Source organism: Shewanella morhuae (genome assembly GCF_900156405.1).
GTDB lineage: Bacteria > Pseudomonadota > Gammaproteobacteria > Enterobacterales > Shewanellaceae > Shewanella > Shewanella morhuae.
The window spans coordinates 108,336-124,621 of the sequence record NZ_FTNN01000010.1; the positions used below are offsets into that span (position 1 = coordinate 108,336).

Sequence of the window (16,286 nt, forward strand, 5' to 3'; positions counted from 1 at the left end):
GTTTAAAAACAGATTCATATCTGACATCAAGTACACCAAGGAAAGCGCATGCTTGAACTAAAACACCTCTATCAAGGTTTTCGCGATCCCAATACGATTGCTAATTTGGCACGGGATATTCAATTAACCGCTAAATCAGTCAAGCAACAAATCAATATCATGGAGGTGTGCGGCGGCCATACTCACACAATTATGAAATACGGCCTGTTGGATTTACTGCCTGATAATATTGAATTTATCCACGGCCCTGGCTGCCCTGTGTGTATTATGCCCAAAGAGCGTATTGATCAAGCGGCGGCGCTTGCCTCCCAAGATAATGCAATTCTTGTGACGCTAGGCGATATGATCCGAGTGCCCGGATCCCAAGGTTCCTTAGCCAGTTTTAGAGCCAAAGGCTGCGATATCCGCCCAATTTATGACCCCTTAGATACATTAAAAATTGCCCGCGATAATCCCAATAAGACCGTGGTGTTTTTTGCCATCGGTTTTGAAACGTCAACACCAATGACCGCCATTTTATTGCAACTGGCTGAACAAGAAAGACTCGATAATCTGCTATTTCACATTAATCATGTAATGGTACCACCGGCTATTGATGCTGTGATGCAAGACCCTAACGTCAGGGTTAATGCTTTTATTGGCCCTGCACATGTGAGCGTTATTAGCGGCGCTAAAATCTATCGCAACACAGTCGAAAACTACGGTACGCCCGTGGTGGTTTCAGGGTTTGAGCCTGTTGATGTGATGGAGTCTATTTTACGTATTGTGCGCCAAAAAGCGGCCGGCAAAGCAGAGTTGGATATTCAATATAGCCGCGCAGTATCTGAAAACGGTAACCTCACAGCACAAGCTAAAGTTAATCAAGCTTTTGATATTCGGCCGCAATTTCGCTGGCGCGGCCTAGGTCCAATCCCACATTCGGCACTGCAACTTAAATCGGAATATGCCCATAGAGACGCCGAACTGCGCTTTAAAGCATCTTTACCGGTAAAAGAAATTGACGATCATAAAGCTTGCCAGTGCGGTGATATTCTGCGCGGTCTCGCTAAACCCAAAGACTGCAAAGTCTTTGGCCGCGGCTGTAATCCCGAAACGCCTTTAGGCAGTTGCATGGTCAGCTCCGAAGGCGCTTGTAATGCCTATTATCGCTATCAAGGTGTTGATATTAAGGAGCTAAATCATGGCTGATACGCCAAAAGATAAATCCATTCAACTCAGCCACGGCGGTGGCGGCAAAGAAATGAATACACTCATTCGCGATCTCTTTTTTGCCGAGTTTGATAACCCTATTTTGCGTAGCGAAGAAGACGCTGCAAAACTTGATTTGCACGGTGCCAACGCCTTTACTACTGACTCATTTACCGTATCGCCACTGTTTTTTGCCGGCGGTGATATCGGCAAGCTCGCCATCGCAGGCACAGTAAACGATTTGGCCATGATGGGCGCAGAACCTCAATATTTAAGCTGTAGCGTGATCATAGAAGAAGGTTTTTCTATTAATGCATTAACCACCATTGTCCGCAGTATGGCAAAGGAGTTAAAACAAAGTGGTGCGCGGATTGTTTGCGGCGACACAAAAGTGGTACCTAAGGGCTGCGCCGACGGTTTATTTATTAACACCTCGGGTATTGGCCGTATTTTACGCCCTAATATATCGGCGGCAAATCTCACCGCTGGTGATGCGATTATTGTTTCTCGCGATATTGGCTGTCACGGCGCGGCAATTTTAATGGCGCGCGAAGGATTAACGCTCGAATCGGCATTGCAAAGCGATTGCGCAACACTTTGGCCAGTGGTCGAGCAGCTCATTGCTGCAAATATACAAATCCATGCAATGCGTGATGCGACCCGCGGTGGCTTATCAGCCGTGCTTAATGAATGGGCCGTCGCTTCTAATGTTGGCATCACAGTCGATGAAGCTTGTGTTCCCGTCAGTGATGAGGTTAAAGGGCTGTGTGAGATCTATGGTTTTGAGGCTATGGATCTGGCTAACGAAGGCACCTTCATTTTAGCCGTACCCAATAATATCGCCTTAGGCGCTTTAGAAATTATGCAGCGCTTTGGCCACTGTGAGCACGCGGCCATTATCGGCGCAGTAAGTGATGAGTCTGTCGGAAAAGTTATCCTAAAAACCCCTTGGAATACCAAGCGCTATCTTGACCTCCCCAAAGGGGAACTGCTACCAAGGATTTGCTGATGCACGAATATTCGATTGTGAGTGCGCTGATTGAGCAATGTGAACAACATGCCTTAGCAAATCAGGCGACTCACATCACTCGGGTGGACATCAAAATTGGCGTGATGAGCGGCGTTGAGCCCGCATTGCTACACACTGCATTTGATACCTTTAAACAAGATAGCATTTGCCATAATGCGCAGCTAAATATGCAAATTCAGCCTTTAGTGATACTTTGCAATGACTGCCAGATCGAATCTATTTTGAGTGAACGCACGATTATTTGCCCAGCCTGCCAAAGCTATCGCACCCGCGTGCTAGATGGTGAAGAGATGTTATTGATGCAGCTTGAAATGGAGCAAGATGGAGATTAGATACAATATTCCTTATCTGTATTTCTAGTGAAGGCTGTATTGATAAAAAGTGCTATCGCTGTAGATGTGTCATCGTTTTAGGAACCCTCAAAAAATGGCTTTGAGCACTGAGTGCTCAAAGCCATTTTTGCAACACAAACCGGTCAACGGGTCTGCCGATCACTCATCAACCGTAGATAGAGGCTTCACCCTCTGGCCGCGTTTTAAGTACACGTAAAAACCACATATACTGTTCTGGATACGCTAGAATCACTTGCTCAACCACTTTATTCAGTGCCAGAGCTTCATTTTCCTTACCCTGCATATCTTCGGGGGCAATAGCTGCCATCACAGTCAGATCAAACTGACGTGTTACTTGGTTATAACCAATCTTAACTGGTAGCACTTGGGCATTACCCGCCTGCGCTAAACGTCCAACGACAGGCAATGTTGCTTTAACTGTGCCTAAAAAAGGCGCGAATACACTTTGTTCTGGACCTAAATCTTCATCGGGAAGATAAAAGAAACTGTTACCGCGTTTAAGCTCGGCTAATAACGCCCGAATACCCGCCTCGCGCATATATACATGGCCACCACAACTGCTGCGAACACGATTACTAAACCAATTAAATAAGCCGTTTTTATGGGCCTTAGCCATTGTCACCATGGGTAACTCAACATTTAAGCGTAAACCAGCATAATCGATGGGCCAAACATGGGGCATAACAAAAATAATCGGCTGCCCCGCTGCTTGTGCCTTGAGCACATGCTCAAAGCCAAGAAGATTTACTCTACGACGCAAATGCGCTTTTGATCGTACGAGTAATTCGCCTTGAGCTAACAGCACTAGCACAAAATTTTGCACATTTTGTTGAATTAACGCTTCGATTTCAGCGGTAGATTTATCAGGAAAACACGCTGTTAAGTTAGCTCGGGCAATGCGGATGGGCTTTTTAGCAATCGGCATCACCATTTTTGCTAATAATCTTGCAATAGGATCACGCAGCCATGCAGGCATGAGTCCAAAAATGACTAATAGACCAATCGCCAACCAAGTGGCCCAGTATTTAGGGTGTAATAAGGCGAGTTTAAAACGACGGTCGAAATGTTTAGGCTGTCTTGACAAAGAAATCACCTCAGACAGTGGATAAGGACAATGAAAATATTGCACTAAAAAATAAACAGGAAAGCCACTCTCAAAGGAGTGGCCTTCCCATCAAACAAACGAAACTACTTACCCGTGTTTGCTGCTTCTACACGAGTTTTCAGCTTTTGGCCAGGACGGAAAGTCACGACACGACGAGCAGAAATAGGGATATCTTCGCCTGTTTTTGGGTTCCTTCCCGGTCTTTGATTCTTATCCCTAAGGTCGAAGTTGCCAAAGCCAGATAACTTGACCTGCTCACCACTTTCGAGGGCGCCCCGAATTTCTTCAAAGAACGACTCAACCATCTCTTTGGCGACACGTTTGTTCATTCCGAGTGTTTCAAAAAGATGTTCTGCCATTTCGGCTTTGGTAAGTGCCATACTTTAATCCCTCAACGATGCGTTGAACTCGGACTTAAGGGCAGAAACAACTGAAGCAACCGTCTCAGCAATCTCTTTTTCCTCAAGCGTACGAGTAGTGTCTTGTAATGTAAGTGCTATCGCCAGGCTCTTCTTGCCAGGTTCAACACCTTTACCTAAGTATACATCGAACAAGTTTATGCCAACCAACTGATTTTCGCCAACTTTTCTTATCAATTTCATCACATCGCCTGCAGACACACTCTCATCTACTACTACTGCGATATCACGACGATTAGCTGGAAACTTAGATACAGCTTGGGCTAGCGGTAAACTGGTATGCAATAAAGCATCCAATTCCAACTCAAAAACGATGGTTTTACCATTGAGTCCAAAAGGCTTCTCCAAACTAGGATGGATTGCACCTATATGACCGATTACGCGATCATTTCTCAATATTTCAGCACATTGCCCCGGATGGAGAGCAGAATGCGTCGCCCCTCTAAAGCTAAATTCTGAGACGGAAACTGTCAAGCCGATAATAGCTTCTAAATCACCTTTAAGGTCAAAAAAATCAACCGTTTTCGATTCCATCGACCAATGTTCATCATTTTGGAGTCCGGTAATGACACCCGCAAGCATTGCTTGCTGCCTTACACCAGATTCTGCATTGATATCAGGAACAAAGCGCAAACCCGTTTCAAAAAGTCTCACACGGCTCTGTTGACGACTTTGGTTGTAACCCACTGCTGCCAATAAACCGGTGAACATTGACAGACGCATGGCCGACATTTCACTGGAAATGGGGTTAGGTAACACCATTGCCGCAACGCCTGGGTGAACCAGATTTTGCAGTTTGGGATCAACAAAGCTATAGGTTACCGCTTCTTGGAAACCGCGAGCGACTAATAAGGCACGCACGCGTTTTAGGCTTAAGTTTGATTCTTTATGGTCAGACATACGCAGCGCGGCAACGGGCGCCGTATTAGGAATATTGTCATAACCGTAAATCCGCGCCACTTCTTCAATGAGATCTTCTTCAATCGCCATATCAAAACGGTAAGTCGCGGTTGTGATCTGCCAACTATCTTGATTAACCACAACCCCAAAACCTAAGCGTTGTAGAATTTCAACCACATCAGTATCTGGCACATGGTGCCCCAAAATTCTATCTAACTTGCTGCGACGTAAAACAATTTGTGCAGGTTTTGGTAAATCAGCATCTGATTTGGCTTCAACCACTGGACCCGCTTCACCGCCACAGACATCGAGCACTAAACGGGTAGCCCGGTCGATAACTTTATGCTGCATCTCTGGGTCAACACCACGCTCAAAGCGGTGTGATGAATCAGTGTGCAAGCCTAAACGGCGTGACTTACCCATAATGGCAAGCGGCGCGAAGAACGCACATTCAAGCAGTATGTCTTGGGTCGTGTCGCTCACGCCTGAGTATTCGCCGCCAAACACACCTGCAAGGGCTAATGGACGCGCATCATCGGCGATCACTAAGGTATCGCTTGGAATCGTTACTTCGCTGCCATCAAGCAGGGTTATTTTCTCTTCGCCTGTGCCTAAACGCACTTGGATATCGCCAGTTAACTTGGCAAGATCGAAGGCGTGCATCGGTTGGCCAAATTCAATCAACACGAAATTAGTGATATCAACGATAGGATCGATTGAGCGAATACCGCTACGGCGCAGTTTTTCTTGCATCCATAATGGCGTAGGCGCTTTAACATTAACGTTTTTAACCACACGGCCTAAGTAACGTGGGCAAGCTGCAGGCACCTTAACGTTAATCGTCACCTGTGAATCTGTAGTTGGCGTTACTGACTGCCACTGCGGCTCAGCCACAGCTTGGCGGTTTAACACGCCCACTTCACGGGCAAGACCTGCCATGCCTAAGCAATCGGCACGGTTGGCGGTTAAATCCACATCGATAACGGCATCATTAAGTTGCAGATAGTCGCGGATGTCAGTGCCTAATGGCGCGTCCAATGGCAATTCGATAATGCCATCACTTTCGACGTTAATACCCAGTTCGCTGTATGAACACAACATGCCTTCTGATGGCATGCCACGCAGCTTGGCTTTCTTGATTTTGAAATCGCCAGGTAATACGGCGCCAACCATAGCCACGGCCACTTTAAGACCCTGACGGCAGTTTGGTGCTCCGCAGACGATATCAATCAGCTCTGGGCCACCGACGTTAATTTTAGTGACGCGCAGTTTATCGGCATCGGGATGCTGACCACACTCAACCACTTCACCAATCACTACACCGCTAAAATCGGCAGCCACGGCTTCAACGCCATCGACTTCAAGACCAGCCATAGTGATCTGGTGGGATAATGCTTCACGGCTAATAGAAGGGTTAATCCATTCACGAAGCCAAGATTCGCTAAATTTCATGCTATTACAGCTCCGTTATTTAAATTGCTTCAGGAAGCGTAGGTCGTTTTCGAAAAACGCACGTAAATCACTTACGCCGTAACGCAACATGGTTAAACGCTCGACACCCATACCAAAAGCAAAACCAGAGTATTTTTCTGGATCGATGCCCACACTGCGCAGCACATTTGGATGCACCATGCCACAGCCTAACACTTCTAGCCATTTACCGTTTTTACCCATCACATCCACTTCTGCTGAAGGTTCTGTGAAGGGGAAGTAAGATGGACGGAAACGTACTTGCAAATCTTCTTCGAAGAAATTGCGCAGAAAATCATGCAAAATGCCCTTCAATTCGGCAAAGTTCACATGCTCATCCACCAACAGCCCTTCCACTTGGTGGAACATTGGCGTATGCGTTTGGTCGTAATCGTTACGATAAACACGGCCTGGAGAAATAATGCGTAATGGCGGTTTTTCAGTTTCCATGGTACGGATTTGCACGCCCGAGGTTTGGGTACGCAACATCAGTTTAGGATTGAAATAAAAGGTATCATGATCAGCACGCGCTGGGTGGTGCTCAGAGATATTAAGTGCGTCGAAATTGTGAAAGTCATCTTCAATTTCAGGTCCATGCTTGACTGAGAACCCTAATTCCCCAAAGAAAGTTTCAATACGTTCAATGGTACGAGTCACAGGATGTAAGCCACCAATCTCTTGAGTACGGCCTGGCAAAGTCACATCAATCTTTTCAGCGATTAATTTAGCTTCCAGTTCCGAACTTTTCAGACCATCGATGCGCTCAGTTAATTTTTGTTGAATCGCCTGTTTAGCATCATTGACCGCTTGGCCAAAGGCTGGCTTTTCTTCAGGGCTTAAGCTACCCATTATTTTCATCATGTCGGTTATTTTACCTTTTTTACCAAGGTAATCGACACGGATATCATCCAGTGCTTTTAGATCACTGGCCTGGTCAATAATGACTAAGGCTTGTTCTACGATCTCAGTTAACTGCTGCATTTTCTCTTCCACTGCATAGTCGCGCTTGATAAACAAGTGCTATGGGCGCCAAACTTTCAGGCTATTTGGGTGCTCAGGTTATCGGGCGTTAATGCCAGACGCTTTGCTAGCTATAACGAAATAAAAGGATAGAAATTTTACGCGAGCGAGCGACATATTACTAGGGCTTATTAGGGGTTTTTATTATGTAAATTCATGTGTTACCCCAAATCTAAGCGCGGGTTTTACGCCAGTAGAAACCAAAGGATAGTTTTTACCGCAAGAACATCCGCTTTGCCCCTCTAGCCCAGCATGTAACTAAACTGTAAACTCACATCTGTACCCTGCTAAAATTGCAGCAAACAAAACCATAATGACTGCAAAGAATTAACATCAACACAGGTATTTGCTTACAAGGCAGACAACGTAAAGCTTATGGCAACCTAACCGATTTATATTCGGTTCTCGGCCAATTTTATCGAGGCGCTAATGAAAGAAGTTAAATTTCGCTGGGTAGATCAATATCTTATTCATATGACCTTAAAAACTAAGTTCGCTATTCTCTCTATTATCCCTATGCTAATGATTATCGGGATGGCGCTTTTCTTAAACCAACAAACGCAGCAAACTTTACTGCAAGGGCAACTCAAAAGTTTACAAAACGCGGCACAACAAATAAATCAAGTGACGGGCAGTTTATATAACAAACTGCCCGAGCAAGAGCGCCAAAATGTGTTGAGTCAGCTCAGTCACGACAACAAAGGTAATGTCAGTATTGTTTCAATCAATGAAGCCGACAGTAAAATACAATCTATTGCTCGTAGTGGCGGCGGCATTGATGACAGTAACGGACAGTCCAGAGCGGTCAGCTCCGTTAACGGTGAAAATCTCATCACTATTATCCCATTAGATAACAATGAACTTAATGCCCTACTCGCAAAAGATAATTTATTGGTTTATGGCCTAATAGCAGTATTGTTATTGGTATTATTTTTATTCAGCTATTACATTTCAACCTTCGTTGGCGGCGCGCTCTACACTACAGTGATGGCATTAAAACGAGCGGCATCGGGTGATTTGACCGGACGATTAAACTTTTTTGAAGTAAAAGATGAGTTCAGTATCTTAGCCATCAGTATTGATGCCTTAGTAGAACGTCAACACACCTTAGTCAAGCAAATTGCCGAATCGACCGCTAAAATCCGCGAAGTCGTATCATCGTTTCGTAACACGGCGCAGCAAGGTCAATCCTTAGCGGTTAATCAGAGACAACATTTGGACTCTTTAGCCACTGCAATGGAAGAAATGACTGCCGCAGTGAAAGAAGTCGCCCGCAATGCTGAGCTATCATCCGCCGAAACCCAAGAAGCTAATCAACAAGTTAGTGCTGGCAGTAAAGACATAGAAACCACAGTTAAAGCTATCGATGTATTATCGGATGAAATATCTGCCGCTTCAAATGCGGTAGGTATTCTCAATGATAATGCCAGTAAAATTGATGAGGTGGTCTCTTCCATTAATGCTATTTCTCAGCAAACCAATTTGCTTGCCCTCAATGCGGCAATTGAAGCGGCGCGCGCTGGTGAACAAGGGCGTGGTTTTGCGGTAGTGGCTGATGAAGTGCGTACACTGGCGGGGCGTACTCAAACAGCCACGGTTGAAATTAAAACCATGATCGAATCGCTGCAATCGGGCACACGCAATCTGACTCAAGTGATGTCACGAACAGTGACTCAAGCCAATGAGGGCAAACAACATGTGTTGCAAACCGGTAAAGATCTCGATGCAATTGCTCACCACAGTAATAAAGTGTTTGAGATGAGCGTACTCATTGCCACCTCAGCCGACGAACAATCGGCAGTGGCCAACGAAATTGCCACCAATTTAATGGAAATTCGTAACCAGTCCCACGACGTGGAACAATCAGCTAACCAATCGGTTTCGGGTTGTGATGAGCTGCAAGCAACAGCAGGACAACTTGATCAGCTAATGGTAGGGTTAAAAATCTAGCGACAAATTAGCTGAGACTCATAATAAATAAGGGAGCGATAATCGCTCCCTTATTTATTACTCTAAATCTGCAAACTGACTGCAAAGCAATTAATCCATATCTTTTAGCGGCCATAGCACGATATGATCTTCGATATCTTTCACGCGTCTTTCGTCAATCACCTTGCCTTGAATCGACATGCCAGCCAGATGCATAGCTTCTTTGGAGCCTGTAATCAATGGATGCCAGCTTGGTAGCTCACGACCTGCCCAGAGGCGACGATAAGCGCAGCTATCGGGCAGCCAAGTCAATTCATGGATATTATCAATCGTAATCACAGTACATTGAGGTACATAGCTGAAACGGTCACTGTACTGCTGACAACTTGCGCTTTGATGATCGAGTAAAAGACAGGCGGCATTGGTGTAATACAAGTCTTCGGTTTCATCATCAATCAACTTGTTTAAACAACATTTACCACAACCATCACACAGTGATTCCCACTCGGTTGCGCTCATCTGCGCTAATGTCTTACTTTGCCAAAATGCCATGGTTAACGATATCTTCTTAATAAAACACCCGCGTAATGCGGGCTATTTTACACTAATTTAAGTTTAGATAGCTCTACTCAAAATAACGAGTGTTCAGCCGCAGCCAAGTTCATAAAAAAATATATCCCCATATTAGCTCAATCTTTAATACCAAGACTGAGTTTATGCTCGGTGAGTAAATTAACTTGAGGTGGTGGAATTTGTAAGTAAAAGCCATTTTCAGCCATTGCAGCCCTTACCTTTTCAATGTCGGCCATACCTAACGCATCACGTTTAGCAATAGGAAACACCATCACCAGCTTGGGTACACCAAACATTTCCATTAAAGGCGCTGGTACATCGTCAAAGAAATCTCTTTTCTTCACAAATAAATAAGTATCAGCCTTTCGACTACTTTTATAAACGGCACATAGCATAAGAGTACAAATATCCAATAGTTCAAACTTGCCAGTCACTGGGGCACACTATAACATGGTCGCCTAGTAATTTAATTGTAAAATCAGCGAACCGACTGATGATTTCTGGAGAATAGTGCCGGGATGTCAAAACCTAGCGTAGAGTTAAAAGGCGCTTCTTTTACTCTTTCAGTGCTTCATATTAATAGCAGTGATTTACAGGCTGTCATGCTTGAGTTAGACAGCAAATTAGCACAGGCTCCTCAGTTTTTTCTGGGTGCACCTTTGGTTGTTAATCTCAGCGCCATTCAACACGACAGCTTAAATTTAAGTGCGTTAAAAGATCTGTTGATTTCACGTCAATTAGTGATTGTTGGCATAACGGGCGCGACAACCGTGCTTAGTAAACAGGCCAAAGACTTAGGCCTTGCCATAGTCAAGGCAGGAAAACAAAGCAGCACTCCTCCGCCAGCGCCACGCCAAACTAAAATAGTGAAGCAAAATATTCGTTCAGGCCAACAAGTCTATGCTAAAAATGGTGATTTAATCATATTTGGTGCGGTAGGTAATGGCGCAGAAGTCATCGCAGATGGTAGCATTCATATCTACGGCGCATTGCGGGGAAAAGCCATGGCGGGCGCGGCGGGCGATACCAGTGCAGTTATTATTGCCCACTCTCTGGAAGCCGAACTCGTTTCAATAGCTGGACAATATTGGCTCGCTGAAAATCTACAACAACATAGCTCAGATAAAAGCGGCTGTATTCGCCTAAACGGTGAGTCGCTTATGGTTGAATCATTGCCCCTCTAAAATGGCAGAACAAAGGACAGAGAGAAACATGGCACAAATTATTGTTGTCACTTCAGGTAAAGGCGGCGTAGGTAAAACCACATCGAGTGCCGCAATTGCGACCGGTCTTGCCATGCAAGGACACAAAACCGTCGTTATCGATTTCGATATTGGTTTACGGAATTTAGACTTAATCATGGGGTGCGAACGTCGTGTCGTTTATGACTTCGTCAATGTTATCAATGGTGAAGCAAATTTAAACCAAGCACTGATTAAAGATAAGCGTTGCGATAAATTATTTATTTTACCCGCTTCGCAAACCCGTGATAAAGAAGCATTAACCAAAGAAGGCGTCGGCCGCGTTTTAGACGATTTAGCCAAAGACTTCGAGTTTATTTTGTGTGACTCACCAGCGGGGATTGAACAAGGCGCGATGATGGCATTGTATTTCGCCGACGTCGCCATTGTGACGACTAACCCAGAAGTCAGCTCAGTGCGCGACTCAGACCGTATTTTAGGTATGCTGCAAAGTAAATCACGCCGCGCGGAGCAAAATCTTGAACCAATAAAAGAATACTTATTGCTGACTCGTTATTCACCTAGCCGCGTAAAATCGGGTGAAATGTTAAGTGTGGACGATGTCAAAGAGATTCTAGCAATTGAATTACTTGGCGTTATCCCTGAATCACAATCGGTACTAAAGGCCTCTAACTCAGGCGTCCCTGTGATTATCGATCAAGAAAGTGATGCCGGCTTAGCCTACAGTGACACCGTCGCGCGTTTACTGGGCGAAGATGTTCCAGTACGCTTTATTACAGAAGAAAAGAAAGGTTTCTTACAACGGATATTTGGTAGCTAATTATGTCTTTACTCGACTATTTCAAAAGCAAGAAAAAGCCTAGCACTGCGGTAATGGCAAAAGAGCGCCTACAGATCATTGTGGCTCATCAGCGTGGACAAAGGGATACTCCTGATTATTTCCCGCAGATGAAGCAAGAAATTATTGCCGTTATCCGTAAATATGTGCAGATTTCTGATGATCAAGTGTCTGTACAGTTAGATCAAAACGACGATAACCTATCAGTGCTTGAGTTAAACGTCACTTTGCCTGACAGATAAGTGATACGTCGATAATAAAAAAGCATCATCTTCTGTCGAAGATGATGCTTTTTTTGGTTACTTTCAAATATCATTTCAAACACTTAAGCTACTAGACTTCAAGCTTTGCTAGAGATTCCGCGGCTAATTCACCTCGCCAACCGCATAATACTACGGGTAAATCCCCTTGTTGTTTATCCCAACGCCATTGCAAAAACTCATGAATATGACGTTTAGAACCAAGCATCTCCTGCGGTACATCATGCTGTTCACACAACGTAACCAAGCAGTTTTTAATAGCTTTAAAGGCCGATTTGTAACTTGGTTTTAACGCCAACACATCCATTAATTCAGGTAAATTCACCAAGTCAGCAGTTTGTAATACACGTAGTAGGTCTTTACCGTGAATGCGTTTTTCCTGCTCAGTTAAATCATTAAGCTTAAACAAATCGGTTAAGGTTTTAGGTTGCTTCTTGGCTAGGGCGATAAGCCCATGGTCTTTAACAACAAAACCTAAAGCTAAATCACGTACTAAGGCTTTTTCAAGACGCCATTTAGCCAGCACTTTAAGATAAGCCAATTGAATTTCGGTTAGCTGAAAAGCATTTTTTACTTTCAAATAAGCGGTGTCAGGATCGGGATCAGTAAGCCTGCCCTGAGTCATTCGTTCCCCTTCTTCGTATAACCAAGCTAAGCGCCCTTTTGCACTGAGTTTAGCTTCAAGTTGAGGATAAAGTTGATACAAATACAGGACGTCATTCGCGGCGTAGCTTAATTGAGCTTCCGTTAACGGACGGCGGATCCAATCGGTACGTGACTCGCCTTTATCAATGATTTCACCAAGGCAAGTTTCAACCAATTTAGCATAACCTACCCCATGACCCATTCCACATAACGAGGCGGCTATTTGACTATCAAACAATGGCGTGGGCTGGCATTTACCGTAATGGGCAAAGACTTCTAAATCTTCACTGCAAGAATGCACAAGCTTAATAATATTAGGATCTGCTAACAGCGCCCAAAACTGTGATAAATCCGGTAATGCAACCGGATCAATTAATGCTAAGGTTTTACCGTCATAGGCTTGAATCAAACCTAACTTGGCATAATAAGTACGGGTACGGACAAACTCGGTGTCTAAGACGAGTATTTTACTTTGTTGGTATTGGGCAACGAGGGCATTAAGGCTAGCTTCATCACTCACATATTGAAACGCTGACAAATTCTTCTCCAGATCCTGTGGGTCAATCACAGTCCATAAAAACAAAAGCCGGCAAATGCCGGCTTCAATCTTACGCGTGCTTAACTTCGTCTCTAAGCTCTCGTCGCAAGATTTTACCCACGTTAGTTTTAGGTAACTCGTCCCTAAATTCTACCAGCTTCGGCACTTTATATCCCGTTAAATGAATACGGCAGTGCTTAATGATGCCCTCTGCGGTTAAAGATTTATCTTTTGTCACCACAAATACCTTAACTAGCTCACCGCTGGCTTCATTTGGTACACCTACTGCGGCTACTTCGATCACTTTTGGATGCATAGCGACAACTTCTTCCACTTCATTTGGGAATACGTTAAAGCCTGAAACTAAGATCATGTCTTTTTTACGATCAACAATATAAAAGAAACCCTTTTCATCCATATAGCCGATATCGCCCGTGGCTAACCAGCCATCAGTGTCTATCACTTTGGCCGTTTCTTCTGGACGTTGCCAATAGCCCTTCATTACCTGTGGGCCTTTACCAAACAGCTCGCCTTTTTCGCCTTGTGCTAACACATTACCATTATCATCACGAATTTGAATGAGTGTTGAAGGAGCTGGAAAGCCAATAGAACCGTTGTAGCCGGCTAAATTATAGGGGCAACACGTTAATAAGGGTGACGCTTCTGTCAAACCATAACCTTCGAGTAAACGGGTTTTAGTAAGAGCTTGCCACTTATCCGCCACCGCTTTTTGTACTGCCATACCGCCGCCGATAGACAGTTTTAAGCCCGAGAAATCTAGTTGAGCAAAATCCTCACTATTTACCAGCGCATTAAATAAGGTATTTACACCAGTCAATGCGGTGAAAGGATATTTTTTTAACTCGGCCACAAACCCTGGAATATCACGAGGATTGGTGATGAGTAAGTTCTGACTGCCTTTGTGCAAAAATAAGAGGCAATTCACAGTCAACGCGAAGATGTGATACAGCGGCAACGCCGTGACAACAAACTCGCTGCCATCGTCTAAAGCTGGAGAATAAGCACCATCAGCCTGCAGTACGTTAGCCACGATATTGCCATGGGTCAACATAGCGCCTTTAGAAACCCCAGTAGTGCCACCTGTGTATTGTAAAAAAGCTAAGTCGTCGTTAGTGACCTCAGGTTTGATGTACTGCATACGACGACCCCTTGATAGGGTATCGCGCATCGATAAAGCATGGGGTAAATCGTATTTTGGCACTAATTTTTTAATGTACTTCACTACAAAGTTCACTAAGGTGCGTTTAGGCGCACTTAATTGATCACCAAGACGGGTAATGATCACACTTTTTATTGGAGTTTGATCAACCACTTCTTCTAAGGTGCGCGCAAAGTTTGACACTACTACAATGGCTTTAGCACCTGAGTCAATCAACTGATGTTTTAGTTCACGGGGGGTATAAAGCGGGTTAACGTTAACGACAACCATACCGGCACGCAATACTCCAAATAATGCAATGGGATATTGCAATAGATTTGGCATCATCAAAGCAACACGATCGCCCTTTTCAAGTTTTAATTCATTTTGTAAATATGCAGCAAATGCGCGGCTACGTTCTTCCAATTTGCGATAGGTTAACGTGGCACCCATGTTGATAAATGCAGGTTGATCTTCATACTTAGCCACCGCAGTCTCAAACATATCGACGAGCGATGAGTATTGCTCAACATTTATTTCAGCAGGCACATCTTTTGGCAAATGATTAATCCAAGGCTGATCCACTACTCTCTCCTATATCTCCACAATTGTGGAAACGATGTCCATACAAGCGTCAATACTCGATAAATACCGAGTTAAAATACCGGCTTACATTTTATAGTTATTGATTTACTCGTCAAAAATCATACGAGCGTTTTAATTTTGATCATCATCACATAAAAAAAACAAAAAACCTAGTGCCTTTTTATGTGACTAAAAAGTGACGCATTAAACAAACTCTTGGATCAAGCGAGCAACGCCTGCTGCATTACCCATGTGTACGTGGTGATCGCCCTCAATAATATGTTCAGACAAATGCTTAAACCACGTTCGAGCCTTAGGTATTGCGCTCTGTAACTGGTTAAAACCCTGCGCTCCACAAACCAGCAAAGTCTCCACCAAGATATCCTGCATCAAGGCATCAACTTGGGCAAAGGTGATACGCTGGGGTGAATCAAACCTCAACCGTGGATCGCTACGCCAACTCACGCCCTCAACTTCTGATTGCATATTGCGCTCAACTAACAGACGACACCAAGGCTCAGCCAACCCAGTTAAGTGTGCCCTTGCCTTTATTGCAATGTCGATGCTGTCATAACGCTTTACTTGCAGATGCTGCTGCGTTAAATACTTCTCATGTTGGTAGAAGCTTTTTCTCAATCGAGCCTTAGCTTGCATTGCTGGCTCAGACAGTGGACTCAAAGCTTCAATTAATACCAGCTTATTGACCTTTTCAGGAAAGGTGGCAGTGTAAGCCGAGGCAATTATTCCCCCAAGTGAATGTCCGATTATCGCAATAGGCTTTTGTGGTAAAGCAGTTAATAGCACATCTAAATCATACAGATAATCAACCCAATGCAAGGGGTAATGACCCGGCCTATGTGCCGAAAAACCGTGTCCAGGCCAATCTATCGCGAGAATTTGGTACTCAAGTAAATATGCGGCTAAAGGCTCAAAACTGTTGGCATTGTCTAGCCAGCCATGCAAAGCAAGTAATAACGGTTTATCCTTCGGCCCCCATAATCGCCCCGAAAGCTTAATATGAGGTAATACAAATTCGATTTGATTTTTGGGGGCGAAAGATTGCCACATAATG

The 16,286-nt window shown here is 44.3% G+C and carries 16 protein-coding genes; 7 read left to right on the forward strand and 9 right to left on the reverse strand.

Annotated features, from left to right (window positions below):
* Nucleotides 1–48 precede the first annotated feature (48 nt).
* Genes hypD through hypA form a run of 3 tightly spaced genes read left to right on the forward strand, consistent with a single transcriptional unit; the run spans nucleotide 49 to nucleotide 2,550 of the window.
* Nucleotides 49–1,188, forward strand: coding sequence for a hydrogenase formation protein HypD (gene hypD / locus BW947_RS12835; RefSeq protein WP_076500189.1), 1,140 nt, complete (start codon nucleotides 49–51; stop codon nucleotides 1,186–1,188).
* Nucleotides 1,181–2,197, forward strand: coding sequence for a hydrogenase expression/formation protein HypE (gene hypE / locus BW947_RS12840; RefSeq protein WP_076500190.1), 1,017 nt, complete (start codon nucleotides 1,181–1,183; stop codon nucleotides 2,195–2,197). The genes hypD and hypE overlap by 8 nt, the downstream gene beginning before the upstream one ends.
* On the forward strand, nucleotides 2,197–2,550 hold the full coding sequence (hypA, locus tag BW947_RS12845) for a hydrogenase maturation nickel metallochaperone HypA (protein WP_076500192.1): 354 nt from the start codon (nucleotides 2,197–2,199) through the stop codon (nucleotides 2,548–2,550). Before hypE ends, hypA begins: the two co-directional genes overlap by 1 nt.
* Before the next feature lie 166 nt (nucleotides 2,551–2,716).
* Here hypA and lpxM read toward each other — a convergent pair whose 3' ends face one another.
* The 4 genes from lpxM to pheS all read right to left on the reverse strand — a co-directional run bounded on the left by lpxM (nucleotide 2,717) and on the right by pheS (nucleotide 7,446).
* Entirely contained in the window at nucleotides 2,717–3,655 is a 939-nt protein-coding gene (lpxM, locus tag BW947_RS12850) for a lauroyl-Kdo(2)-lipid IV(A) myristoyltransferase (protein WP_076500194.1), read from the reverse strand.
* Nucleotides 3,656–3,759: 104 nt separating this feature from the next.
* Complete coding sequence (gene ihfA / locus BW947_RS12855) at nucleotides 3,760–4,056, reverse strand: integration host factor subunit alpha (protein ID WP_006081370.1); 297 nt, start codon at nucleotides 4,054–4,056, stop codon at nucleotides 3,760–3,762.
* 3 nt (nucleotides 4,057–4,059) lie between these two features.
* Nucleotides 4,060–6,447 carry a phenylalanine--tRNA ligase subunit beta gene (pheT, locus tag BW947_RS12860; protein ID WP_076500195.1) on the reverse strand — a complete coding sequence of 796 codons (2,388 nt, stop codon included), beginning with the start codon at nucleotides 6,445–6,447 and terminating at the stop codon, nucleotides 4,060–4,062.
* A 15-nt stretch (nucleotides 6,448–6,462) separates the two neighbouring features.
* Nucleotides 6,463–7,446: a phenylalanine--tRNA ligase subunit alpha gene (pheS, locus tag BW947_RS12865; RefSeq protein WP_076500197.1), complete on the reverse strand. Its 984-nt coding sequence runs from the start codon at nucleotides 7,444–7,446 to the stop codon at nucleotides 6,463–6,465.
* 468 nt (nucleotides 7,447–7,914) lie between these two features.
* On the opposite strand from pheS, the gene BW947_RS12870 reads away from it, so the two are divergent.
* Entirely contained in the window at nucleotides 7,915–9,435 is a 1,521-nt protein-coding gene (locus BW947_RS12870) for a methyl-accepting chemotaxis protein (protein ID WP_076500199.1), read from the forward strand.
* A 90-nt stretch (nucleotides 9,436–9,525) separates the two neighbouring features.
* Here BW947_RS12870 and BW947_RS12875 read toward each other — a convergent pair whose 3' ends face one another.
* On the reverse strand, nucleotides 9,526–9,966 hold the full coding sequence (locus BW947_RS12875; protein ID WP_076500201.1) for a YcgN family cysteine cluster protein: 441 nt from the start codon (nucleotides 9,964–9,966) through the stop codon (nucleotides 9,526–9,528).
* Nucleotides 9,967–10,103: 137 nt separating this feature from the next.
* Complete coding sequence (locus tag BW947_RS12880) at nucleotides 10,104–10,382, reverse strand: YcgL domain-containing protein (RefSeq protein ID WP_076500203.1); 279 nt, start codon at nucleotides 10,380–10,382, stop codon at nucleotides 10,104–10,106.
* A gap of 123 nt (nucleotides 10,383–10,505) precedes the next feature.
* Between BW947_RS12880 and minC the strand changes: the two genes are divergently transcribed.
* Genes minC through minE form a run of 3 tightly spaced genes read left to right on the forward strand, consistent with a single transcriptional unit; the run spans nucleotide 10,506 to nucleotide 12,269 of the window.
* A complete protein-coding gene (minC, locus tag BW947_RS12885) occupies nucleotides 10,506–11,171 on the forward strand; it encodes a septum site-determining protein MinC (RefSeq protein WP_076500205.1) in 666 nt (221 codons plus the stop codon).
* Nucleotides 11,172–11,199: 28 nt separating this feature from the next.
* The gene (minD, locus tag BW947_RS12890) at nucleotides 11,200–12,009 is read left to right on the forward strand and encodes a septum site-determining protein MinD (protein WP_076500207.1); all 810 of its coding nucleotides are present in this window, start codon (nucleotides 11,200–11,202) and stop codon (nucleotides 12,007–12,009) included.
* A 2-nt stretch (nucleotides 12,010–12,011) separates the two neighbouring features.
* Complete coding sequence (minE, locus tag BW947_RS12895) at nucleotides 12,012–12,269, forward strand: cell division topological specificity factor MinE (protein ID WP_007648439.1); 258 nt, start codon at nucleotides 12,012–12,014, stop codon at nucleotides 12,267–12,269.
* A 91-nt stretch (nucleotides 12,270–12,360) separates the two neighbouring features.
* On the opposite strand, the gene rnd is transcribed toward minE, so the two are convergent.
* The 3 genes from rnd to BW947_RS12910 all read right to left on the reverse strand — a co-directional run bounded on the left by rnd (nucleotide 12,361) and on the right by BW947_RS12910 (nucleotide 16,282).
* Nucleotides 12,361–13,470, reverse strand: a complete 1,110-nt coding sequence (gene rnd / locus BW947_RS12900) for a ribonuclease D (RefSeq protein WP_076500210.1) — start codon at nucleotides 13,468–13,470, stop codon at nucleotides 12,361–12,363.
* 70 nt (nucleotides 13,471–13,540) lie between these two features.
* Nucleotides 13,541–15,214, reverse strand: a complete 1,674-nt coding sequence (gene fadD, locus BW947_RS12905; RefSeq protein ID WP_076500212.1) for a long-chain-fatty-acid--CoA ligase FadD — start codon at nucleotides 15,212–15,214, stop codon at nucleotides 13,541–13,543.
* 204 nt (nucleotides 15,215–15,418) lie between these two features.
* Complete coding sequence (locus tag BW947_RS12910; RefSeq protein ID WP_076500214.1) at nucleotides 15,419–16,282, reverse strand: alpha/beta hydrolase; 864 nt, start codon at nucleotides 16,280–16,282, stop codon at nucleotides 15,419–15,421.
* Nucleotides 16,283–16,286: the final 4 nt, after the last annotated feature.